Source organism: Sorangium sp. So ce131 (genome assembly GCF_051519095.1).
Classification (GTDB): Bacteria; Myxococcota_A; Polyangia; order Polyangiales; family Polyangiaceae; genus Sorangium.
Genome location: NZ_CP150455.1, coordinates 5,778,771 through 5,800,902 on the forward strand (window position 1 = coordinate 5,778,771; position 22,132 = coordinate 5,800,902).

Here is a 22,132-nt window from a genome sequence, read left to right on the forward strand (position 1 = left end):
GAGACGATGCGAGACAATCTGGCGAGACAAAGGGTGGAGACCTTCGCGACGCAGGAGGTGGGCACGGTCATCGGGGCGATGGGCCGGTCGTTCCAGGTGCGCGTCGGGTCGGGCGACTACGCCGCGCGGCGCGCGGTGAGCTGCCTGGTCGAGCCGGCGCTCGGCGATCGCGTCCTGCTCGCGCTGCACGAGGGCGGCTGCCACGTGCTCGCCGTGCTCGACCGCGACGGGGACGCGCCCGCGCGCCTCGTCGCCGACGGCGATCTGGAGGTGAGCGCCCCGAACGGCCGGTTCACGGTCACCGCGGGGGAGGGGGTGCGCCTCGTCACGCCGGCCGAGGCGGCCGTGGCCGCGGGCACGGTGCGCGTCGCCGCCGCCGAGGGTTCGCTCGCCGTCGGGGCGATGACGTACGTCGGCGAGCAGCTCGTCGCGCAGGTGCACCGCGTGAAGACCGTGGCGAGGTCGGTCGAGTCGATCGCGGGCCGCTGGGTGCAGCGCCTCGACCGGGCGTACCGCTTCATCGCCGAGTCGGAGCAGGTGCGGGCGCAGTATTATGAGGTCAAGGCCCGGGCCGCCGTGAACATCAAGGCGGAGGCGACGCTCGTCTCGAGCGGCGAGCTCACGAAGATCGACGGCGGGCAGATCCACCTCGGCTGACAGGAGGCACCGATGTTCGCGAACTCGCAGATGGGAGGCATGGCCCTGGGCGGGCCCGACGTGTGCCTGACGCCGCCGGCGCACCTGCCGGTGCCGTACCCGAACCTGGTGGCCCAGCCGATGGGGGTGCCGGCGGTCTACAACGTGCTGGTCAGCTGCACGCCGGCGCACAACATGCGGACGCAGGTGCCGCTGACGAACGGCGACAACGCCGGCCTGGAGACGGGCGTCGTGTCGCACACGGTGATGGGCCCCTCGCGCCACATCACCGGGGCGTTCACCGTGCTCGTGGGCGGCGCGCCCGTCACGCGCATGACGAGCATCACGCTGCAGAACTCCGTGAACGCCCCTGGGATCAGCATCGTGCCGAGCCAGGTCAAGGTGCTCGTCCTCGCCCCCTAGAGCACCGATCTCAATGCTCGAGCGAGAAATGAGTCGCCAAGACGCCAAGAGCGCCAAGAGCGCCAAGAGCGCCAAGGACACCAAGATTCTGCCCTCTTCTTGGCGTCCTTGGCGTCCTTGGCGTCTTGGCGGCTTCAATCCGTTGGTCGCTCCAGGAAGCCCATGAAGGAGCACAACCGGCTCCGCATCGAGCGCCTCACGGCCCGGTACGCGCGTCGCATCGAGGAGACCCGCCCCCCCGCGGAGGCGGAGTTCCTCCGCGAGTTCGACGCGCTGCGGGACGGCGTGCTGCGCCCCCAGATGGAGGAGTTCGCAGGCGAGCTCCGGAAGGCGGGGCACGCGCCGCGCATCGTGCTCGACGAGGGGCACGGCACGCCGAGCATCGAGCTCGCGCTCGGCCTGCGCGAGGCCACCGCGACCCGCAACGTGGTCGGCTTCTGCGTCATCCGCTGGACGGGCTACCCGCTGCAGGTGCTCGCGTACCTCGAGGTCAACCCCACGCCCTTCGACATCGACCGGTTCGCCCGCCCCACCGACGTCTCGCCCGAGCGCGTCGAGCAGATCCTCGTCGAGGCGATCGAGCAGATCCTCGTCTGCAACGCGCCCTGAGGCGCCGCGCGGGTCAGCGGGTCAGGGCGCCGCGCGCGGGGCGACCTGAAGCGCCGCCCTCGTCAAGGCGCCGCCGGGGACTTGCGGGTCAGGTAGAAGAAGTCGCGCAGGGAGCGCTTGCCGAGGTACTCGTCGTCCGCGAACTCGAAGCCGCTCGCGAGCGCGACCGCCTTGAGGGCGCCGCCTTCGCCCGGCTCGTAGGTCAGGAACTTCGGGTAGGACCAGTTCACGTCGAGCTGCGCGACGTCCCAGGCGCCCGCGTGGCGCAGCCCGCGCGCGATGGCCGACGCCGTCGTGTGGTTGCTGATCGCGACGAAGAGGACCTTGCCCTCGCGGTCGAGCCCCACCGCGGAGCGGCGGATCACCGTGTTGCCGTCCAGCGTGGCGCCCCAGTTGCGGACCTCGGACGCGCGCAGCAGCGGGTGGAGCTCGCCGCCCTCGACCATGCAGCTCGGCGTCTGCCGCCACCACCGCATGCCGCCCTCGTCGGCCGCCATCCGGGGCCACGGCGCGATCTGCATCCGCCCGTCGGCGTAATGTGCGACGGTGCAGCCCTGGTCGCGGGGGCGCACCAGCGTCACGCCGTCGAGCCGCATCCCCCACTGGCCGTGCTCCGTCATGAAGCCGCCGTTGAACGCCGCGAGCAGCCGGTCCCGGTGGTCTTCCGGGATCTTCGCGGGCCGCGCGTAGCCCTTGCCCTCCTCGGTGGTCGCCGCGGGCTCGCGCGAGCCGGCCATGAGGTGCACGTCGACCCCGGAGAGATCCACCGCCACGACGAACAGCTCGGCCCAGGAACGGTGCGGATCCGGGTGGAGCAACGTCTTGTAGAGGCGCGGCGCGTCCTCGGGGCGCGCGCGATCGACGATGGGGACCCACCGGCCGTCACCGGGGGCCTCCCACGCCGAGTGCGAGGGGCCGACGTCCTTCGGCCGGAACGCCGCCCGCGCGGCGTCCGGGGCGCCCGGCGCAGGGCCCGCGGCGGCCCCGGGGGCGCCGCCAGCGACGGCCGCCTGGACGGCCGGCGCGGCCGGCTCCGGGGCCTGCTCGGGCACCTCCCAGTAGGTCTTCGGCGGCTCGTTCTTGCGAAAGAGGCGGTGGACGTGATCCTCGACCGCGTACGCCGTCTCCTCGAGGGCGGTCACGTTCTCGGTCCCGATGACCGAGCGCAGGCCGTTCGCGACGAGCGGGCCCATCCACGGGATCCGGTGCACCGCGGTCCACAGCCCCGCGCCGGCGAGCACCGGGACGGCGATCGAGCCGAGGAGCCAGCGCCGGCGGAGGAGGCGAAGGCCTGGGCGGCGCGGCGCGGAGAGCCCGGCGTGCGCCGGCGATTTGGAGGCTTCGGCAGGGTGGGCCATGGGGTGCAGCAGGGGCGCGAGCGCGAGCGGGCGGCTCGGGAGGGCCGAGGGTGTAGCACGAGGCGCCGAGGTCACGGAACCCGCTCCGGCGCCCGGCGCGGCCGCGAGCGCGCCCGGTCTTCGCGCGTGGCGCGCCCGGTCTTCGCGCACGGCATGGCCGTGGCCGGGCCAGCGCGCGGCGCGGCCGTCGCCCCTGCTCGCCCGCGGATGCGGTCACTGCTCGACTTCCGTACAGCATCGACTAGAGTGGCCGCCCATCGGACTGACCTGGCACGGGCTGCGGTGCTCGGTCGCTGTCGACATGGCCTGGCAGCCTCTGCTGAGGCGCAGGACGACAGCTCTCTGTCACCGAGCTCCCCGTGTTCCGGGGCGCGGTGCCGCGGCGCCTTTTGCCCTGTCAGGAGGGGCTCTCTGCGAGGGCCCAGCATCGATGCAATTTGCCGATCTGAAGCTGATTCAACCGCTGCTCAACGCCATCGCCGCCGAGGGGTACAGCGCCCCGACGCCGATCCAGGAGCAGGCGATTCCCCCGATCCTCGCGGGCAACGACGTCCTCGGCTGCGCGCAGACGGGCACCGGCAAGACCGCGGCGTTCGCGCTGCCGATCCTGCAGCGCCTCGCGCAGGGCGGGACCTCCTCGGGCCAGCGCGCGCTCCGCGTGCTCGTGCTCACCCCGACGCGCGAGCTCGCGGCGCAGGTCGGCGAGAGCTTCGCCACCTACGGCAAGAACCTCGGCCTGCGCACCGCGGTCGTCTTCGGCGGCGTCGGGCAGCGCCCCCAGATGGAGGCGCTGCGCCGCGGCGTCGACGTGCTCGTGGCGACGCCGGGCCGGCTGCTCGACCTCTGCTCGCAGGGCATCGCCCCGTTCGGGCGGCTCGAGACGCTCGTGCTCGACGAGGCCGACCGGATGCTCGACATGGGCTTCATCCACGACATCCGGCGCGTGCTCGCGATGCTGCCCGAGCGGCGGCAGACGCTCTTCTTCTCGGCCACGATGCCGCCGGACATCCAGAAGCTCGCGAACAGCATCCTGCGCAGCCCGGTGCGGGTCGAGGTCGCGCGGGTCGCCACGACGGCCGAGAACATCGACCAGCGGGTGGTCTTCGTCGAGCGGTCCGACAAGCGCGCGATGCTGGAGCACGTGCTCAAGGATCCGGCGCTCCACCGGGCGATCGTGTTCACCCGGACCAAACACGGCGCCAACCGCGTCGTCCAGCAGCTCAGCCGGGCGAGGATCGAGGCCGTCGCCATCCACGGGAACAAGTCGCAGGGGGCGCGCGAGCGGGCGCTCGCGAGCTTCAAGCAGGGGACGACGAGCGTGCTCGTGGCGACCGACATCGCGGCCCGCGGGATCGACATCGACGACATCTCGCACGTGATCAACTACGACCTCCCGAACATCCCGGAGAGCTACGTGCACCGCATCGGCCGCACGGCGCGCGCCGGGGCGTCGGGGGTGGCGGTCTCGTTCTGCGACAGCGAGGAGCGCCCCTACCTGGCCGACATCGAGCGCCTCATCCAGAAGCGCCTGCCCGTCTTCTCCATCCCCGGGCTCACCCTGTCCCAGGGCGACCCGAGGCCCGCGCCGCAGGCGCAGGCGCAGGCGCACGTCCAGGCCCGTCCGCGGCCGCAGGGACGGCCCGGCGGCCCCCGCGGCGAGGCGCGACCCGGCGCCCAGCGCATGGACGGGCGGCCTGGCGGCCCCCGCGGCGACGCGCGACCCGGCGCCCAACGCGGCGAGGCGCGGCCCGGCGCCCAGCGCGGCGAGGCGCGACCCGGCGCCCAGCGCGGCGAGGCGCGGCCCGGCGCCCAGCGCGGCGAGGCGCGGCCCGGCGCCCAGCGCATGGATGCGCAGCCCGGCGCCCCTCGCGTGAGCCGCTGAACCCACCGCCCGCTCTCTGACCGCCACACGCCCATCGGCCCCCCGCTCCGGACGCCGCCCGGAAGCCCCACCGGCCGGCGCGCACGGGCGCGCGCCGGCGTGGGCGCATCAACATTATTTCGTCGATGCGCGGATCCTCTGGCACGATCCGCCCCATGCGTGTCCCCGCCATCCTCGTCAGCCTGCTCGCCGTCACGGCCTGCGATCGCGGCGCCCCCTCGGGCTCGCCCGCCGCGAGCGCTCAAGCCTCCGCCGACACGCCGCCGGCGGCCTCGGCCGCGCCGCCCGCCTCGGCGAGCGCGCCGGCGGCGGCCGCTCCAGATGTCCCGCCGGCCGACGCCGCCGCGCCTGCCCTGGCCAGCGCCTCCGCGGCGCCCGCGGCGAGCGCGGCCGACGCCGGGCCGCCGGCGGCCGACGCGAGCCGGCTCTCGGTGGAAGGGCGCGCCGTCCAGGGAGGGCTCCTCCGCGCGAAGTTGAACGGAAAGCTGCGCCGCATGGCGTTCCCCGGCCACCGCGTGACCGTCAGCGATGAAGGGGAGTTCCTCATCGCCTTCTCGCGCAACGCGCCCGCGCAGGAGAAGCTGACCATCACGTTCGACGACGGGCAGGTGCTCGAGAAGGTCTTCGACGTGGAGCAGCGCAAGTTCGAGACCGACAAGGTCGACCACCTGCCGGAGAACATGGTCAAGCTCGACATGCCGACGCGCGTGAAGCTCACGCAGGCGGACAAGAAGCTCGACGCCCTCCGGAACAAGTACTCCAAGAAGAACTGCTACAAAGACGGCTTCATCTGGCCGACGCGGGGCCCGATCACCTCGCGCTACGGCCAGCCGCGCCTGCTCAACGGCACGGATGGCGGCATCCACTGGGGCGTGGACATCTCGGCGCCCGTGGGGACGCCGGTGCGCGCGCCGGCCTGCGGCAAGATCCTGCTCGTCGAGAAGGACCTCCCGTTGAGCGGACACACCATCGTCCTCGACCACGGCCACGGGCTGACTTCCACCTTCATTCACCTGCACGGCTTCAGCGTGAAGGTGAACGACGAGGTCAAGCAGGGGCAGGTCATCGGGACCGTCGGCATGACCGGCCGCACGAACGGCGCGCACCTCGACTGGCGCATGAACCTCTTCGAGACCCGCGTCGACCCCGAGCTCCTGGTGCCTGCCGCCAAGTGACACGCACGCCGCGACGAACGCGACGAACGCGACGAACGCGACGAACGCGACGAGCCGACGAACGCGACGCCCTGCGTCCCACGGGCGACATCCATTGACGCTCTCCGCGCAATCGCGGAGGATGTGCGGCTTCGTCAAATCGCCAGATCCCAGGGAGGGATGCATGAGCAATCGATTGAACCTGCTCGCACCGGAGGTGCGCGCGAACCCCTATCCCTATTATGCGGAGCTGCGGCGCTCCGCGCCCGTTTGCCAGGTGGATCCCGGGGGGATGTGGGCGGTGAGCCGCTACGACGACGTCGCGCTCGTCCTCAAGAACGCCGAGCTGTTCTCCTCGAATACCGGCCGCGTGACGCTGCTGCCGCCGTGGATCGATCGCAATCCGATGGTCGACTCGATCCTGCTCATGGACCCGCCGGAGCACACCAAGGCCCGGGCGATCGTGAGCCGCGCGTTCAGCACGCGCGTGATCCCGCGGGTCGAGCCCCTGCTGCGCGCGACGGCCACGGCGTTCGTCGAGCGGCTGACCCCCGGGCGCGAGATCGATTTCTGCGCCGAGCTCGCCGTGCCCATCCCGGCGACGGCCATCGCCGACCTCCTCGGCCTCGACCCGGCGCTGCGCGCCCATTTCAAGCGCTGGACCGCGGACTTCGTCGCGATCGCCGCGGCCACGCCGGAGATGAGGGAGGGGATCCGCGCGACCATCGCCGACCTCGAGCGGTACCTCCTGGAGGTCATCGCGGCGCGGCGCGCGGCGCCGCGCGACGACCTCGTGAGCGAGCTCCTGGCCGCGCGGATCGACGGCGTCGCGCTCACCGAGCCGGAGATCGTGAGCTTCCTCTTCCTGCTGCTCGCCGCCGGGTTCGAGACGACGACCCACCTGCTCAACACCACGATGAAGATCTTGACGGAGCACCCCGAGGTCTACGCGCGGGTCCGCGCGGATCCGGCGCTGATCCCGGCCCTCGTCGAGGAGACCCTGCGCTTCGATCCTCCGGCCCAGATCGGCATGCGGCAGGCGAAGGCCGACGTGGAGATCCGCGGGGTGAAGGTGCCGGAGGGCGCGTTCGTGGCGGCGCTGATCAGCTCGGCCAACCGCGACGAGCAGGTCTTCCCGGACGCGGACCGGTTCGACCTCGATCGCGAGCGGCAGGTAGGGCTGTCGTTCGGTTACGGTCCGCACTTCTGCCTCGGCGCGGCGCTCGCGCGCGCCGAGGCGAAGATCGGGCTCGAGGTGCTGATGTCTCTCCCCGGACGGTTCGAGTGGGCAGGGAGAGAGCCCGAGTGGAATCTCGGGTTGTTGCTGCGAGGGCCGAAGGAGTGCTGGGTCCGCTACGTCGTTTGATCGGCTCCAGGTAGGCCGCGGCGGCGCGATCACAAATTTTCTCTGGGCCGTGGAGCGCGCGCGGCGCCGCCGCTAGAAAGCCCGCTGCCTGGAGGCCCGCGGCTCCCCGCGGCGCGGCCAGCCAACCCTGGAGGTCTCCCGTTGAGAAAGCTCGCGCTCACCCCGGTCCTCGCGTCGCTCCTCGCCTCGCTCCTGCCCGCCGCGGCCTGCGCGCCGGCCCCGCGCGCGGAGCTCCATCCAGCCGCGCCGGCGGCGACCCCTGCGCCGACGGCGACGCCGGGCGCGCGCCCCGACGCGTCGCCCGCGGCGGGCCTCGACCCCGAGCTCTCGTCGTACACCTATCCGTTTCCGGTCCAGTACTTCGAGCTCGAGTCGCAGCGCCAGAAGCTGCGCATGGCGTACATGGATGTGCAGCCCGAGAAGCCGAACGGGCGCGCGGTGCTCCTCTTGCACGGCAAGAACTTCTCCGGGGCCTACTGGGAGCCGACGATCCGGGCGCTCTCGGAGCGGGGCTTCCGGGTCATCGCGCCCGACCAGATCGGGTTCGGCAAGTCGACGAAGCCCGCCTCCTACCAGTTCAGCTTTCACGGCCTGGCCGAGGCCACGCGCGCGCTGCTCGACTCGCTCGGCGTCGAGCGCGCCGCCGTCGTCGGCCACTCGATGGGGGGCATGCTCGCCGCGCGGTATGCCCTCATGTTCGAGGGCCGCGCCGAGCGCCTCGTCCTCGTCAACCCCATCGGCCTCGAGGACTGGAAGACGGTCGTCCCTTACCGCTCGGTCGACGCCTGGTTCAAGCAAGAGCTCGCGGCGACGCCCGACAGCATCCGCGACTACCAGCGCAAGAGTTATTACGACGGCGCGTGGAAGCCCGAGTACGAGCGGCTGATCGAGATCCAGGCGGGCTGGACGAGACACCCGGAGTACGCTCGCGTCGCCTGGTGCTCGGCGCTCACGTACGACATGGTCTTCACCCAGCCTGTCGTCTACGAGCTGCCGCGCCTCCGTACGCCCACGCTGCTCATCATCGGGCTGCGGGACCGGACGGCGCTCGGCCGGGCGTGGGCCCCGAAGGAGGCCGCGGCCGCGCTCGGCGACTACACGACCCTCGGAAAGAAGGCCGCGCAGGTGATCCCGGGCGCCAAGCTGGTCGAGATCCCCGGCGTGGGCCACCTGCCCCAGGTGGAGGCGTTCGACAAGTACAGAGAGGCGCTGCTCGGGTTCCTCGAGCAAGCGCCTTAGGGATCTCCCCGCCGCCACGCCCGGGGCGCGGCCGAGGCCGCGGGCGAGCGCGCTGGACAGTCGCGCTGATTCGGCCTCTCCGTCCGAGGACAGGCCCCCCGGGCGACTTCCTGTCATGTGGCGGGCGCGCATGTCGAGGCAATGTGCCACGCGCCAGACCGCCACCAGCGGGCCTCCTGCCGCGCAAAACGCCGCTCCTCGCCGCGCCGCCGCGCCGCGCGGCCGCGGGCGGACAGACACGGTCTTCGCGCGCGGCCGAATGAGCGGCTCTCCGCTGAGCTCGCTCCCCGGACGGCCCCTGCGCCCCGGGCGCCGCTGCGGCATGCAGCTTGCAGCCTTGGACACCGACGAAGGCAATCAAGTCAAACAAAGGATTTGCAAGGAGTCGGTCATGAAGATCCTGTCGCCTCGAGTTCATGGATATATCGACTATGCCGTCGCGGCCCTGTTCCTGCTGGCCCCTTCGCTGTTCGGCTTCGGCGGGCTGCCCGAGACGTTGTGCTATGTCCTCGGCGTCGTGCACGCCGGGATGACGCTGCTCACCGCCTTCCCGCTGGGCGCCGCCAAGCTGGTCCCGTTCCCGGTCCACGGCGGGCTCGAGGCGGCGGTCGGCGTCTTCCTCGTCGCGGCGCCCTGGCTCTTCAACTTCGATGAGGTCCCCGCGGCGCGGAACTTCTTCCTCGCGACCGGCGTGGCCGTCGGCCTGGTCTGGCTCATCACCGACTACCGCTCTGCCTACGCCTCGACGGCGGCCGGCGCGCGGTATCGGTCCGAAGATCGCTCGTTCTCCTGAACCTGCTTGAGGCTCGTCCTCGAACAGGCGCGGCGGCTGGGGCAACACCCCGGCCGCGCGCTTTTTGTCCATGGGTCGACCCGGCCGGGGAGGGGACGCCGCCGCCCCGGCGCCGGCGGGCAGCGCCCTGCCTGGTGACGCGCCCGGATCCACGGCAAGCTTGCGCGTGGCAGGAGGAGGCACGCGATGAGCGACGGGTCGAAGAAGACCAACCCGATGAGCCTGCGGGTGGGTGACTTCCAGGTGGGGGCCGCCCCGGTCGGCGGGACGAGCGACGAGCTCGACACGCAGGCGAACCGCGAGCGCGCGCGGCGGGCCGAGGAGGACCGGCGGGCGACGCAGTTCGGCGGCGGGGGTGAGGTCGAGGGCGCAGGGGAGGCGGCGCGAGAGGCCGCGCAGGCCGCGGTGGACGAGGCGATCCAGGAGGCGCGGGCTCGCCTGGGCGGCGAGGAGCGCGGCGAGGACGAGGAAGTCCCGATCCTGCTGCGCGACCCCGTGACGGGAGCGACGATCAAGCACCGCTGATGGGGCGGCGCCCTCGCGCCGCCGTCCTGCGCCGCGTCCACGGCCGAGTCCGGCCGGGGCGGCAGGTTCTGTCGTTATTATGGATGGTCGTCCGTTACGCTTGACCGTCCATCCGCTCCGCGCGAGGGGCCGTCCGCTCCCATGGAGGAAAGCGCTTCGCTACAAGCCTTGGATATTGCTCCGATCCGAGCCGGGGGTTATTCCAATCCTCGAAACGACGGACCGAAACAACGGACGGAGGAGACAGCCATGATGATGCCAATGAGCTCGATGCCGATGATGTCGAACATGATGATGCCCGGCATGATGGGCATGATGCCGAACATGATGATGCCCGGCATGATGGGCATGATGCCGAACATGATGATGCCCGGCATGATGGGCATGATGCCGAACATGATGATGCCCGGCATGATGGGCATGATGCCGAACATGATGGGCATGATGCCGAACATGATGGGCATGATGCCGAACATGATGGGCATGATGCCGAACATGATGGGCATGATGCCGAACATGATGATGCCCGGCATGATGGGCATGATGCCGAACATGATGATGCCCGGCATGATGGGCATGATGCCGAACATGATGGGCATGATGCCGAACATGATGGGCATGATGCCGAACATGATGGGCATGATGCCGAACATGATGATGCCGAACGTGATGGGCGGCATGATGCCGATGATGGGCGGCATGATGCCGAACATGATGATGCCCGGCATGATGAACATGATGTCCGGCATGAAGATGGCGGCCTGATTCCGGCGGTCGTCCCGGGGAGCACGAGCCGGAGCGCCTTCTCCTCAGGACGCGACGTGGGTGGCCCAGCCGTGATCCGGCTGGGCCACGTCACGTCGGCAGCAGGCCCTTCTGCCAGAAATAGCGCCCCACCATGACGACGCACACCGTCACGATGAGCGGGCGAATGATCCGCGTTCCACCCTTCACGACCACCTGCGAGCCGGCATAGGCGCCGATGACCTGACCGGCGATCATCGCGGCGCCCGTCAGCCACACGACCTTCCCGCCGGCGACGAACACCGCCAGAGAGGCGATGTTGGTGGCGAAATTGAGCACCTTGGCGGTCGCCGTCGCGGTGACGAGGTTCTGCCCGCGCAGCGAGACGCCCGCGAGGGAGAAGAAGGACCCGGTCCCCGGGCCGAAGACGCCGTCGTAGAAGCCGATCGCCGGGACGATCAGCGCCCGGTACAGCGGCTCGCCGACCCGCGGCGCGGAGTCCACGTCGCCGGCCCTGGGCGCGAGCAGGAAATATAGGGCGATCCCGATCAGCACGACGGGGATGACCACGTCGAGCGCCCTCGGGTCGATGAACTGCACCACGGCCGCGCCCGCCGCCGCGCCGAGCAGCGCGCAGACGAAGAGCGCGCGCACGTCCGCGAAGCGCACCAGCCGCTTGCGCAGGAGGACGCTCGCGGCCGTCAGCGTGCCGAAGCTGCCCTGGAGCTTGTTGGTCGCCAACGCCTGGATCGGGGGCACCTGCGCGAGCAGGAGCGCGGGGACCGTGAGCAGCCCGCCGCCTCCCGCCAGGGTGTCGATGAAGCCGGCGACGGACGCCACGGCGAACAGCGCAAGCAGCGTTGTAGAAGAATCCATGCTCGTCGCTCGCTCAGGTCAGCTCGAGGCCTCGACGGGCGGCGAGGGGGGCTTGTCCTCGCCCCGCGATACGTACACCGCGGCCGCGAGATCACCCACCACGTTGATCACGGTCCGGCACATGTCGAGGAGCCGGTCCACGCCGAGGACCAGGCCGAGCCCCTCGGGCGGGATGCCGAGCATCCCCAGGATCATCGCGATCACCGGGAGCGAGCCGGCGGGGATGCCCGCGGTGCCGATGCCCCCGAGCACCGCGATGAGCATGACGAGCGCCTGCTGCCCGAACGTCAGCGAGACGCCGTAGACCTGCGCGAGGAAGATCACCGTCACCCCCTCGAACAGCGCCGTCCCGTTCTGGTTCATCGCGGCGCCGGCGGTCAGGACGAAGCGCGCCACCGACGGCGGCAGCCGCAGCTCCTCCTCGGCGACCTTCAGCGACGTCGGCAGCGTCGCGTTGGACGAGGCCGTCGAGAACGCCGTCACGATCGCCACCCGGCTCGACCGGAAGAACGTCATCGGCGACATCCCGCCGAGGAAGCGCACCGAGAGCGAGTACACGACGAACATCTGCAGGGCGAGGCTGAGCAGCACCGTGAACACGAACGCCCCGAGCTGCCGCAGGATGTCGATCCCCATGCGGGCGGTGATCGTGAAGAGCAGGGCGCCCACGCCGATCGGCGCGAGCCGGAGGACGCCGGCGATGAGCTGCATCGAGACGTCGTAAAGGCCCTGGATCGCCTCGCGGAGCCGCCCCGCCGCCTCGGTCCGGGTGAGCGACAGGCCGATGCCGAAGAGCAGCGAGAACGTGATGATGGCGAGCATGTCGCCCGCGGCCGCCGCCTTGACGATGTTGTCCGGCACCATCGCGATGATCATCGCCACGGGCGACGTGTCGGCCGGGGCCGCGGCGGGCTTGATCGCGCCGCTCTGCATCTGCGTCCGGAGCGCCTCGGGCAGCCCGTCCCCCGGCCGGATCAGGTTCACCAGGGTCAGGCCGATCGCCACCGCGATCGTCGAGACGACGACCGTGTAGCCCAGCGTCCGCAGGCCGAGCCGGCCGAAGTGCTTCAGATCGAGCTCGCAGACGCCCATCACGAGCGCCGAGAACAGGATCGGGAGCACGAGCATGAAGAGGAGGCGCAGGAAGATCTGGCCCACCGGGTAGGTGACCAGATCGATGAACCATTTGAGCGCCGTGGACTGCGCCGCGACCGCGTTGGCCGTCAGGCCGGCCGCCGCCCCGACCGCGACCCCGAGCAGCATCGAGCGATGCGATGACATGAGGCCACCTTACACAAGCCGCGGCGCCTTGCGCTGCGAGTTCGCGGCCCGCGTCCGCGGCGCGCGCCCTGCGCCGGCGCCGGGGCCACCCGAGGGCGCGGGCGGCAGGCCGTCGAACCGCCTGCAAAGCCGGCGCGGATCCGTTACGCTCGCCGCCGGCCATGCTGAAGCCGGGCGATTCGTTCGAGCGGTACACGATCGAGGCCGCCATCGGGATGGGCGGAATGGGCTGCGTCTACCGGGCGCACGACGCGCGGCTCGGGCGGCGGGTCGCCATCAAGGTGATCGCCGGCGGCGCCGCGGGCCACGAGGCCGACGCCCGCCTGCTCCGCGAGGCGCGCGCCGCCGCTGCGCTCGACCACCCGAACGCGGTCGCGATCTTCGACGTCGGCGAGGTCGAGGGGGCGCCGTTCATCGTGATGGAGCTCGTCGAGGGCCGCACGCTGCGCAGCGCGCTCGGCGACGCGGCGGTGCCCACCTCGACCCGGGTCGCCTGGCTCGCCGACGTCGGTCGCGCGCTCGCCGCGGCGCACCGGCGGGGGCTCGTGCACCGCGACATCAAGCCGGAGAACGTGATGGTCCGCGACGACGGCGTGATCAAGGTGCTCGACTTCGGCATCGCGCGCCGCGCCGCCGGCGGCGCCGACCCGAGCGCCTCCACCGAGGCCCCGGCGCTCCCGACGCTGACGGCCCTCGGCGTCAAGCTCGGGACCCCGGTCTACATGGCCCCGGAGCAGATCCGGGGCGCGGAGCTCGACGGGCGCGCGGACCAGTTCGCGTGGGGCGTGCTCGCGTTCGAGATGTTCACCGGCCGGCTGCCATGGCGCGGCGCGGGCGACATGCTCGCCGTGGTCGCCTCGATCCTCACCGACGACGCCGACCGCGCCGCGCTCCAGGCGGCCTCCGTGCCGCCCGCGGTGAGCGCGGTCGTGCTGCGCGCTCTGGCGAAGCGCCCCGAGGACAGGTTCGCGTCGATGGACGACCTCGTGCGCGCGCTCGAGGCGGCCGGCAGGGGCGAGGCGCCGGCCGCGCAGGCGCCCGCGCCGGCCGCGCAGGCGCCCGGCGCGAAGGCGAACGGGGCGCACCGCGGGGGCGAGACCGAGGCGCAGCGGTTCTCGACCGAGGAGGTCCGCCACGTGCTCGCGCAGGCGATCGAGCGCCAGGGCTCGCCCGAGGGAGGGGAGCCGCGCGCGCCCCGGGGCGACGCGCGCCTCGGCTTCGACGACCTGCTCGCGGCGGCGGAGGAGGTCGGCGTGGATCCGGAGGCGGTGCGCGAGGCGAGCCGCGCGCTGCGCGCGCGCGACGCCGAGCGGAAGACCATCCAGGCGACCGCCGCGGAGCGCGCCTCGTGGCTCCGGCGCAAGCGCCGCAATTTCTACCGGCACCTCGGCATCTACCTCATCGTCAACACGGCGCTCCTGGTGCTCGGTTACATGCTCGGCGTCGTGCTCTGGGCGTCGATGATCCCGCTGCTCTGGGCCATCGGCGTCGGCATCCACGCGCTCGTCGCGTTCACCGCCCACGAGGACGACTGGGCGGAGGAGGCCGAGCGCATCCAGTGGTGGCGAGAGCACCACCGCCGCAGGCACGAGGTGGCGATGGCGAGGGCGGTCGGCAGGGGCTCGCGCCCTGCGGCGGCGCTGCGGCAGCGCGTCGAGGCGGCGCCCGAGGAGCGGCAGGGCAGGGTGCGCCTCGAGACGGACACGGCGGGCTCGAAGGCGGAGGAGGCGGAGCGGGCGGAAGAAGAGGCCGCGATCGCGGAGAGCAGGGCGCGACGGCGGCGGCGCTGACCCGGATCGGCAGGCCGGGGAGGGCGCCGCTCCAGGGTGGGTTAAGCTCGCCGCCCGCGCCGCGTCGCCCACCGGAGATCGCCATGCCGAACACGAACCTCATCGCCCGCTCGATCGCCCCGCTCAAGCTCCTCCCGCCGTTCCTGCGCGCCCGCGCGCAGACGGCGATCTTCCAGCGCCTCGTGCCGTTCACGGGCACGGCCGGGATCCAGTTCGACGAGGTGGGCCTGGAGCAGGTGGCGCTGCGCCTCGCCAGCCGGCGCAAGGTGCAGAACCACATCGGCGGCGTGCACGCCGCGGCGGCGGCGCTCCTCGCCGAGACGGCGACCGGCTTCGTCGTCGCCGTCAACCTGCCGGACGGAAAGCTGCCGCTCTTGCGCAGCATGAAGGTCGACTACAAACGCCGCGCGAAGGGCGGCCTGCGCGCCATCGCGCGCCTCTCGCCCGAGCAGCGGCAAGCGCTCGCGGACCAGCCAAAAGGGGACGTGACCGTCGCCGTGACGGTGACGGACGAGAGCGGGGCGTCGCCGATGGAGTGCGAGTTCGTGTGGGCCTGGGTGAGCAAGACGACGTGACGTCGCGGCGCGCGGCCCCGCGCGGAGCGCGCCGGCCTCCCGCGCCGCGCGTGCGCGCCGAGCAGCCGACGTCAGCCGACGTCAGCCGACGTCAGCCGACGTCAGTTGCGACGGAGCCGCTCGATCTCGGCCAGGGCCTCGGCGAGCTGGCGCTCCAGGTCCGACGCGCGGCGGGCCTCCGCCTCGGCGCGCCTCGCCTCGTCCGCGGCGCGCCTCGCCTCGTCCGCGGCGCGCTGCTCCGCCTCTTCGGCGCGCCTCGCCTCGTCCGCGGCGCGCTGCTCCGCGTCGTCCTTGCGCGCGAGCACGTCGTCCAGCATCACGCCGAGCCGCCCGATGAGCTCATCCGCCTCTTCCAGCCTCGCCGTCCCGTTGAAGAAGCGCAGCTTCGAGCCCTCGACCGCGAGCTCCAGCCCGAGCACCTGCGAGGCGAACCGGCCTGCCTGGGGCAGGACAGGCTGGTAGCTCCGCGCCCTGCGCGCCGCTTCCGCCGGCGGGAGCCGGTACCCGCGGAGGCTCAGCCGGCGCCGGTCGAAGATGAAGTACTCGGAGATGCCGAGCCGGGCATAACGCTCGACGTTGGTCTCGAAGTCCTTCGTCAGGTTGCCCGCATAGGTCACCTCGAGGGCGAGATCGAGCCCTTTGCCCTCCGCGCTGACAACCCACTTCATCCTCTCGCCAGGCTCGACATCGAGGACGGCGAGCAGATCGGGCGCGAAGGCGGGCTCGTCCGGATAGAACACCGCGAGGTTCGACGACAGGTAGATCTTCCGCCCGCTCCGGCGGAAGTACGCGTCGAGCGTCGTGATCACCTGCGACGCGGCCACCCGGTGCGGATCTCCCTCGGGCGGCTCGAGCTCGAACTCGGACGGAAGCATGTCCACCACCCGCGCGCGCTCCTCCTCGGTCATGCGCTCCCATGCCGCCACGGAGGGGGCGCGCGGATCGTCGGGATCGAACACGTAGCCGTGCTTGAGCGCCTGCCGCATGGGCCTCTACCTTAGCACCTTTCGCGCGGATCCCGGGCCACCTGCCCGCCGCGTCCGCCGGGCGACGCGGCGCTCCACCAACCCACCACGCGACCTGCGGCTCGTTCTGCGCCGCCCCGCACCGAGGTCGCGTGAATCCGGAACGGCGGGTTAGCCGTCCCCGCAATCGCGCGGTCGCCGGTCCCCTCCGCGGCCCTCAGCGCGTCAGGATCTCGCAGCCGTCCCGCGTGACGAGCACGGTGTGCTCGAACTGCGCCGAGAGGCTGCCGTCCTCCGTGACGATGGTCCACCCGTCGTCGAGCGTGCGGATCCGGGGCGAGCCCAGGTTGACCATCGGCTCGATGGTGAACGCCATCCCGGCGCGCAGCCGCAGGCCCGCGCCGCGCACGCCGGTGTGCGCGACGTGCGGCGGCAGGTGCATCTTCCGGCCGATGCCGTGGCCGCCGACCTCGCGGACCACGCTGCACCCCTCCGCCCGCGCGAGCTCCTCGATCGCCGCGCCGATGTCGCCGAGCCGCGCGCCGTCGCGCACCACCGCGATGCCCGCGTCCCGGCAGCGCCTGGCGACGTCGACGACGTGCCGCGCCTCGGCGCTGGGCTCGCCGATGAAGAACATCGCGGAGGTGTCGCCGTGGTAACCGTCGAGCTCCGTCGTCACGTCGACGTTGATGATGTCGCCCGGCAGGAGCGCCTCGTCGGGCCGCGGGATCCCGTGGCATACGACGTGGTTCCGGCTCGTGCACACGGCCGCCGGGAACCCTTTGTATCCGAGCTGACTCGGGCGCCCGCCGCGCTGCGCCGTGTCCTCCCGCACCCACCGGTCGATGTCCGCCGTCGTCACGGCGGGCCGGAGCCGCGCCCCCACCGCCGCCAGCGTCGCCGCGGCCACGCGCCCCGCGCGCCGCATCGCCTCGCACGCGCGAGTCCCAAGGATTTCCACGCTCATGCGTGCCGTATGCGCGCTCTGCCTGCGGCGATCCAATACCGTTTCGATCTGGGGTCGCCGCGCGCCGCCACCGCGCGTCACCCACCTCGCGCGTCATCCGCCCGCGCGCCGCGTGTCTCGCCCCCTCCCGGCGCCCGCCCGATCTAGAATCGCCCCCGTGAGCCTGTCTCAGATCCGTTACTTCGTCGCCGTCGCCGAGGAGGGCCACGTCGGCCGCGCCGCGCGTCGGCTCCACATCGCGCAGCCGCCCCTCAGCCGCCAGATCCGCGGCCTCGAGGACGAGCTCGGCGCGCAGCTGTTCGAGCGGACCGCGCGCGGCATGCGCCTCTTGCCGGCGGGCGCCGCGTTCCTCGACCACGCCCGCGCCATCCTCGCGCAGGTGGACGCCGCCGTCACCGAGCTCCGCAGCTACGGCGCCCCGCCTACCGCCGACGCGTTCGAGCCGGGTCGCCGGCGCGCCGTCCTGGGCTAGGCTGCCCGGGTGGAGCGGCGGGACCGGCATGGGCTACGACGCTGAGCTCGCGTTGGCCGTGGAGGCGGCGCGCCGCGCGGGCGCCCTCCTCCGCGCGGAGTTCCACCGCCCCGGCGGCCCGCGCGGCGCCGGGACCCACGCCGACATCGACGTCGAGGTCGAGGTCCTGCTCCGCGACGCGCTCACCCGCGCGACGCCCTACGGCTTCCTCGGGGAGGAGACCGGCGCGGCGGACGGCGCGGACCCGTCGCACCGCTGGATCGTGGACCCGAACGACGGCACCGCCTCCTTCCTGCACGGCTACCGCGGCGCCTCGGTCTCCATCGGCCTCTTGCGCGGCACCACGCCGGTGCTCGGCGTCGTCTTCGCCTACGTCTACCCCGACGACGACGGCGATCTCATCGCCTGGGCCGAGGGCACCGGCCCGATCCGGCGCAACGGCGCCGCCGTCTCGGCCTCCCTCGCCGGCGGCGCGCTCGACCGCTACGCCGTCGTGCTGCTCTCGCAGTCGGCCGACTACCTCCCGGCCCGCAACGCCCGGTGCGTCGCCCCGGCGCGCTTCCTGGCCCTCCCGAGCCTCGCCTACCGGCTCGCCCTCGCCGCGGTCGGCGAGGGCGTCGCCGCCGTCTCGCTGAGCCGGCCGCGCAGCTGGGACTACGCGGCCGGCCACGCGCTCGTGCGCGCCGCGGGCGGCGAGCTCGTCGACGACGACGGCGCGCCGGTCACCTACACCGCGGAGCAGGAGGGCGAGCTCTGCCGCGTCTTCGGCGGCGCCCCCGCGGCCGTACGGGAGCTCGCGCGCCGCCCGTGGAACGCCGTGGTGCACGGCCGCATCCCGGCGCCGCAGCAGGGCACGTACGGGCTCCTGCGCCCGTCGCGCAGCCTGCTCGCCAGGGGCGCCGCCGGCGCGCTGGCCCGCGCCCAGGGCTGCCTCCTCGGCCAGCTCGCCGGCGACGCGCTCGGCGCGCTCGTCGAGTTCCGGACCGCGGAGGACATCGCCCGGCGTTACCCGGGCGGCGTCCGGGACCTCGCCGACGGCGGGACGTGGGACACCCTGGCCGGGCAGCCGACCGACGACTCCGAGATGGCGCTCATGCTGGCGCGCTCGATCGTCCGCAAGCGCGGCTTCGTCGCCGACGCCGCGCTCGACGCCTACGTGCACTGGTACGGCTCGCGCCCGTTCGACGTCGGCAACACCACCGCCGCCGCGCTCCGGGCCGCCGCGGGCGCGCCGCTGTCCTCCGAGCGCCTCGCGCACGCCCGGGCCGGCGCGAGCTGGACCAGCCAGGCGAACGGCTCGCTGATGCGCGCCGCGCCGATCGGCCTGCTCGGCGCCGGCCGCCCGCGCGAGGCCGCGGCCTGGGCGCGCGACGACAGCGCGCTCACGCACCCGCACCCGGTCTGCTGCGCCTCCTCCGCGGCGTTCGTCGCGGCCGTCGCCGCGGCCGTGGGCGGCGCCGGCGTCGAGGGCGCCTTCGCCGCCGCGCGCGCCGAGGCGGAGCAGCGCGGCGAGCGCGCGGTGGTCGACGCCCTCGCCGCCGCACGCCGCGCGCCGCCGCCGAGTTATTCGCACCAGGCGGGCTGGGTCCTCATCGCCCTGCAGAACGCCTTCTACCAGCTCCTCCACGCGCCCTCGTTCGAGCAGGGCCTCGTCGCCACGGTGATGGCCGGCGGCGACACCGACACGAACGCCGCCATCGCCGGCGCGCTGCTCGGCGCGGCGCACGGCAGGGACGCCGTGCCCGCCCGCTTCCGCCGCCTCGTGCTCACCTGCCGCCCGCTCCCCGAGGCGGGCGCGAAGCACCGCCGCCCGCCCGAGCTCTGGCCCGTCGACGCGATGCTCCTGGCCGAAGCGCTGCTCGCCGCCGGCCGCTAGAGCGGCGGTCACCCGCCCGTCGGCCGCTCCAGGTGCCCGCCGAATTTGTGGCGCATCGCCGAGAGGACCTTCTCCGCGAACGTGTGATCGTGGCGCGAGCGGAACCGCGCGTAGAGCGCGGAGGACAGCACCTCCGCGGGCACCGCCTCCTCGATCGCCGCCATCACCGTCCAGCGCCCCTCGCCGGAGTCCTGCACGAAGCCGCTGTAGCCGGCGAGCTCCGGGCTCTCGGTGAGGGCGATCGCGGTGAGGTCGAGCAGCCACGAGCCGACCACGCTGCCGCGCCGCCAGACCTCGGCGATGTCGCCGAGGTTGAGCGCATACCTATGGTCCACCGGCAGGCGCGCGCTCGCCGCGTTCTTCAGGATGTCGAACCCCTCGGCGTAGGCCTGCATGAGGCCGTACTCGATGCCGTTGTGGACCATCTTCACGAAGTGGCCGGCCCCGACCGGGCCGCAGTGCAAAAAGCCCTCTTCCGCCGTGCTCTCCGCGCCCTGCGCCTCGCTCCGCCCCGGCGTGCGCGGGACGTCGCCCACCCCCGGCGCGAGCGTCCGCAGCGCCGGCTCGACCAGGGCGAACGCCTCGGGCGCGCCGCCGATCATCAGGCAGTAGCCGCGCTCCAGCCCCCAGACGCCGCCGCTCGTCCCCACGTCCACGTAGCGGATGCCCTTCGGCGCGAGCGCCGCCGCGCGGCGCACGTCGTCCTTGAAGTACGTGTTGCCCCCGTCGATGATCACGTCCCCCGCGCCGAGCCGCTCCCCGAGCTCCTCGACGACGCGCTCGGTCGGGGCCCCCGCGGGCAGCATGACCCACACGACGCGCGGCGACGGCAGCTTCGCCACCACGTCGCCGAGCGAGGACGCCGGCTCCGCGCCCTCCTCGCCGAGCTGCTTCACGCTGTCCTGGTTCAGATCGTACGCCACGACCTCGTGGCCGCCGCGCATCAGCCGGCGCGCCATGTTGGCGCCCATCCGCCCCAACCCGATCATTGCGAGCTTCATCTCGTCCTCACGCTCCTTCTTCGATCGCGCGATCACCTGCCGCGCGCCCGTGGGATCCCCCGAGCGCGCCGTACCACGAGCGCCGCGCGGGGCCGGCGCCTCCCGAGCATGGCGCCCCGCGCGGGGCGCGTCACCGCGCCGGCCGCGCCGGCTGCCGGAGGGCGCCCATCACGTGCTCGAGCGCGCTCTTCAGGGTGCCGAACACCTGGATCTCGCCGAGCCCGCCGCCGATCTCCAGGATCGGCTCGACCATCCCCCTCGGCACGCCGGAGGCGATGCACCGGCTGCCGAGCAGCCTCGCCGCGGCGAAGAGCCGGAGCAGGTGCTCGACCGTCGAGGCGTCGGTCGCCTGCGCGCCCGTGAGGTCCACGATGAGGAACCGGGCGCTCTGCGCGACGACCGCCGCGAGCACCTCCTCCATCATGCGCGCCGCCCGCGCGCTGTCCACGGTGCCGATCACGGGCAGCGTGAGCACGCTGTCCCACACCTGGATGATCGGCGTCGACATCTCGAGCATCGCCTCGTGCTGCGCGCGCACCCGGTCGAGCTGGACGCGCAGCTCCTGCTGGACACGCTCGAGCTCCTCGTTTCGCTCGCGCAGCTGCTCGCTCGCGGCGGCGAGGTCGATCGCGTTCTTGAGCATCGTGTACGTGGCGCCCACATAGAGCGCGTACGTGGTCGCGCTCGCCAGCGCCTTCCGGTCGATCTGGCGCTGGTCCTCCAGCGCGAAGAGCATCGTGCCGATCGTCTTCTTGTAGACCTGGATCGGCACGTGGAAGACCACCTCGGGGCTCTCGGCGAGCAGCCACGCGCGCGCGAGGTCGATCTGCCGCGGCTCGGTCCAGGGCCCCTTGAACCACGCGGCGCGCTGCGCCTCCAGCGCCGCGACCATCCAGGCGTCGACCACGACGCTGCCCTCGGGCGCGCCGTACTCGAACTCGCCGTGCGCGTACCGCGCCGCGACCCGGGCGCCGCCGCCCTCGTTGCTGAGCACGACGCAGAGCCGCTGCGACGGGACGATCCAGCGCGCGCTCGAGCAGACCTCGTGCCACAGCGAGCGCAGGTCCGGCTGGCTCGCGAGCTTGAGGAGGATCTCGTTCAGGACGCCGAGGACGATCCACCCACCGCCGCCGGCCTCGGAGGGCTGGCCAGACTCGGGCATCGACATCAGCTAACCAGATCGACTCTCGACACGGCGTACACTCCTCGCGCTGGGCGCGCGCGCATCCTACCGCGCAATCCGCTCGCCGGGGGAGGTCTCTCCGCGCGGGGCGGAGCCCGCCCGCCCCGGGCAGGGGCGGCGCCCTGGGCCGAAGGCGGGGCGCGCTCTCCGGACGCGGCGCGCCCGGGCCTGGGCCCCGTGCTACGGCTAGGGCATGAAGATCAAGGCACGCGACGGCAAAATTTACGAAGTGACCACCGCTCCGCCCGGCGGGAGCCACGAGGTGCGCCTCGACGGCAAGGTGATCGGCTCGTTCGTGCTCCTGCCGGACGAGACGCAGGTCACGGTGAAGAGCAAGCCCGCGACCGACACGCTCCTCGTCGACATCGCGGATCGGTTCGTCGCCGAGGGCGGCGCGCCGATGGGGATCAACTGATC

The 22,132-nt window shown here is 72.8% G+C and carries 22 protein-coding genes; 14 read left to right on the top strand and 8 right to left on the bottom strand.

Going from position 1 to position 22,132, the window contains the following annotated elements; translation table 11 throughout:
- The first annotated feature begins 6 nt into the window (after window positions 1-6).
- From WMF43_RS20895 to WMF43_RS20905, 3 genes are all read left to right on the top strand, one after another.
- Entirely contained in the window at window positions 7-657 is a 651-nt protein-coding gene (locus WMF43_RS20895; protein ID WP_437682675.1) for a DUF3540 domain-containing protein, read from the top strand.
- A 12-nt stretch (window positions 658-669) separates the two neighbouring features.
- On the top strand, window positions 670-1,059 hold the full coding sequence (locus WMF43_RS20900) for a DUF4150 domain-containing protein (protein ID WP_437682677.1): 390 nt from the start codon (window positions 670-672) through the stop codon (window positions 1,057-1,059).
- A gap of 162 nt (window positions 1,060-1,221) precedes the next feature.
- Window positions 1,222-1,668 carry a hypothetical protein gene (locus tag WMF43_RS20905; RefSeq protein WP_437682679.1) on the top strand — a complete coding sequence of 149 codons (447 nt, stop codon included), beginning with the start codon at window positions 1,222-1,224 and terminating at the stop codon, window positions 1,666-1,668.
- Window positions 1,669-1,730: 62 nt separating this feature from the next.
- On the opposite strand, the gene WMF43_RS20910 is transcribed toward WMF43_RS20905, so the two are convergent.
- The gene (locus WMF43_RS20910; protein ID WP_437682681.1) at window positions 1,731-3,026 is read right to left on the bottom strand and encodes a hypothetical protein; all 1,296 of its coding nucleotides are present in this window, start codon (window positions 3,024-3,026) and stop codon (window positions 1,731-1,733) included.
- 430 nt (window positions 3,027-3,456) lie between these two features.
- Between WMF43_RS20910 and WMF43_RS20915 the strand changes: the two genes are divergently transcribed.
- The 6 genes from WMF43_RS20915 to WMF43_RS20940 all read left to right on the top strand — a co-directional run bounded on the left by WMF43_RS20915 (window position 3,457) and on the right by WMF43_RS20940 (window position 9,985).
- Window positions 3,457-4,908, top strand: coding sequence for a DEAD/DEAH box helicase (locus tag WMF43_RS20915; RefSeq protein ID WP_437682683.1), 1,452 nt, complete (start codon window positions 3,457-3,459; stop codon window positions 4,906-4,908).
- A 155-nt stretch (window positions 4,909-5,063) separates the two neighbouring features.
- Window positions 5,064-6,083, top strand: coding sequence for a M23 family metallopeptidase (locus tag WMF43_RS20920; protein ID WP_437682685.1), 1,020 nt, complete (start codon window positions 5,064-5,066; stop codon window positions 6,081-6,083).
- A 163-nt stretch (window positions 6,084-6,246) separates the two neighbouring features.
- Window positions 6,247-7,428: a cytochrome P450 gene (locus WMF43_RS20925; RefSeq protein WP_437682686.1), complete on the top strand. Its 1,182-nt coding sequence runs from the start codon at window positions 6,247-6,249 to the stop codon at window positions 7,426-7,428.
- A gap of 141 nt (window positions 7,429-7,569) precedes the next feature.
- Entirely contained in the window at window positions 7,570-8,667 is a 1,098-nt protein-coding gene (locus WMF43_RS20930; RefSeq protein ID WP_437682688.1) for an alpha/beta fold hydrolase, read from the top strand.
- A gap of 391 nt (window positions 8,668-9,058) precedes the next feature.
- The gene (locus WMF43_RS20935) at window positions 9,059-9,460 is read left to right on the top strand and encodes an SPW repeat domain-containing protein (protein WP_437682690.1); all 402 of its coding nucleotides are present in this window, start codon (window positions 9,059-9,061) and stop codon (window positions 9,458-9,460) included.
- A 186-nt stretch (window positions 9,461-9,646) separates the two neighbouring features.
- Window positions 9,647-9,985: a hypothetical protein gene (locus WMF43_RS20940; RefSeq protein ID WP_437682692.1), complete on the top strand. Its 339-nt coding sequence runs from the start codon at window positions 9,647-9,649 to the stop codon at window positions 9,983-9,985.
- 197 nt (window positions 9,986-10,182) lie between these two features.
- Here the strand turns inward: WMF43_RS20940 and WMF43_RS20945 are convergent, their stop codons facing one another.
- From WMF43_RS20945 to WMF43_RS20955, 3 genes are all read right to left on the bottom strand, one after another.
- Window positions 10,183-10,734, bottom strand: a complete 552-nt coding sequence (locus tag WMF43_RS20945; RefSeq protein WP_437682694.1) for a hypothetical protein — start codon at window positions 10,732-10,734, stop codon at window positions 10,183-10,185.
- A gap of 106 nt (window positions 10,735-10,840) precedes the next feature.
- Window positions 10,841-11,605 (bottom strand): TSUP family transporter, encoded by a 765-nt coding sequence (locus WMF43_RS20950; protein ID WP_437682696.1) that lies wholly within the window; start codon window positions 11,603-11,605, stop codon window positions 10,841-10,843.
- An 18-nt stretch (window positions 11,606-11,623) separates the two neighbouring features.
- A complete protein-coding gene (locus tag WMF43_RS20955) occupies window positions 11,624-12,886 on the bottom strand; it encodes a dicarboxylate/amino acid:cation symporter (RefSeq protein ID WP_437682698.1) in 1,263 nt (420 codons plus the stop codon).
- A gap of 161 nt (window positions 12,887-13,047) precedes the next feature.
- Between WMF43_RS20955 and WMF43_RS20960 the strand changes: the two genes are divergently transcribed.
- Entirely contained in the window at window positions 13,048-14,676 is a 1,629-nt protein-coding gene (locus tag WMF43_RS20960; RefSeq protein WP_437682700.1) for a protein kinase domain-containing protein, read from the top strand.
- Window positions 14,677-14,759: 83 nt separating this feature from the next.
- Window positions 14,760-15,251: a DUF4442 domain-containing protein gene (locus tag WMF43_RS20965; protein WP_437682702.1), complete on the top strand. Its 492-nt coding sequence runs from the start codon at window positions 14,760-14,762 to the stop codon at window positions 15,249-15,251.
- 101 nt (window positions 15,252-15,352) lie between these two features.
- On the opposite strand, the gene WMF43_RS20970 is transcribed toward WMF43_RS20965, so the two are convergent.
- Window positions 15,353-16,237: a Uma2 family endonuclease gene (locus tag WMF43_RS20970; protein WP_437682703.1), complete on the bottom strand. Its 885-nt coding sequence runs from the start codon at window positions 16,235-16,237 to the stop codon at window positions 15,353-15,355.
- Between the two features lie 196 nt (window positions 16,238-16,433).
- Window positions 16,434-17,183: a type I methionyl aminopeptidase gene (gene map / locus WMF43_RS20975; RefSeq protein ID WP_437682705.1), complete on the bottom strand. Its 750-nt coding sequence runs from the start codon at window positions 17,181-17,183 to the stop codon at window positions 16,434-16,436.
- A gap of 157 nt (window positions 17,184-17,340) precedes the next feature.
- Between map and WMF43_RS20980 the strand changes: the two genes are divergently transcribed.
- Together WMF43_RS20980 and WMF43_RS20985 are read left to right on the top strand one after the other, a co-directional pair.
- On the top strand, window positions 17,341-17,655 hold the full coding sequence (locus WMF43_RS20980; RefSeq protein ID WP_437682707.1) for a LysR family transcriptional regulator: 315 nt from the start codon (window positions 17,341-17,343) through the stop codon (window positions 17,653-17,655).
- Between the two features lie 28 nt (window positions 17,656-17,683).
- The gene (locus WMF43_RS20985; RefSeq protein ID WP_437682708.1) at window positions 17,684-19,531 is read left to right on the top strand and encodes an inositol monophosphatase family protein; all 1,848 of its coding nucleotides are present in this window, start codon (window positions 17,684-17,686) and stop codon (window positions 19,529-19,531) included.
- An 8-nt stretch (window positions 19,532-19,539) separates the two neighbouring features.
- Here WMF43_RS20985 and gnd read toward each other — a convergent pair whose 3' ends face one another.
- Both gnd and WMF43_RS20995 read right to left on the bottom strand, forming a co-directional pair.
- On the bottom strand, window positions 19,540-20,532 hold the full coding sequence (gene gnd, locus WMF43_RS20990) for a phosphogluconate dehydrogenase (NAD(+)-dependent, decarboxylating) (RefSeq protein WP_437682710.1): 993 nt from the start codon (window positions 20,530-20,532) through the stop codon (window positions 19,540-19,542).
- A 130-nt stretch (window positions 20,533-20,662) separates the two neighbouring features.
- On the bottom strand, window positions 20,663-21,694 hold the full coding sequence (locus tag WMF43_RS20995; RefSeq protein WP_437682712.1) for an STAS domain-containing protein: 1,032 nt from the start codon (window positions 21,692-21,694) through the stop codon (window positions 20,663-20,665).
- 214 nt (window positions 21,695-21,908) lie between these two features.
- On the opposite strand from WMF43_RS20995, the gene WMF43_RS21000 reads away from it, so the two are divergent.
- Window positions 21,909-22,130: a hypothetical protein gene (locus WMF43_RS21000; RefSeq protein ID WP_104981626.1), complete on the top strand. Its 222-nt coding sequence runs from the start codon at window positions 21,909-21,911 to the stop codon at window positions 22,128-22,130.
- Window positions 22,131-22,132: the final 2 nt, after the last annotated feature.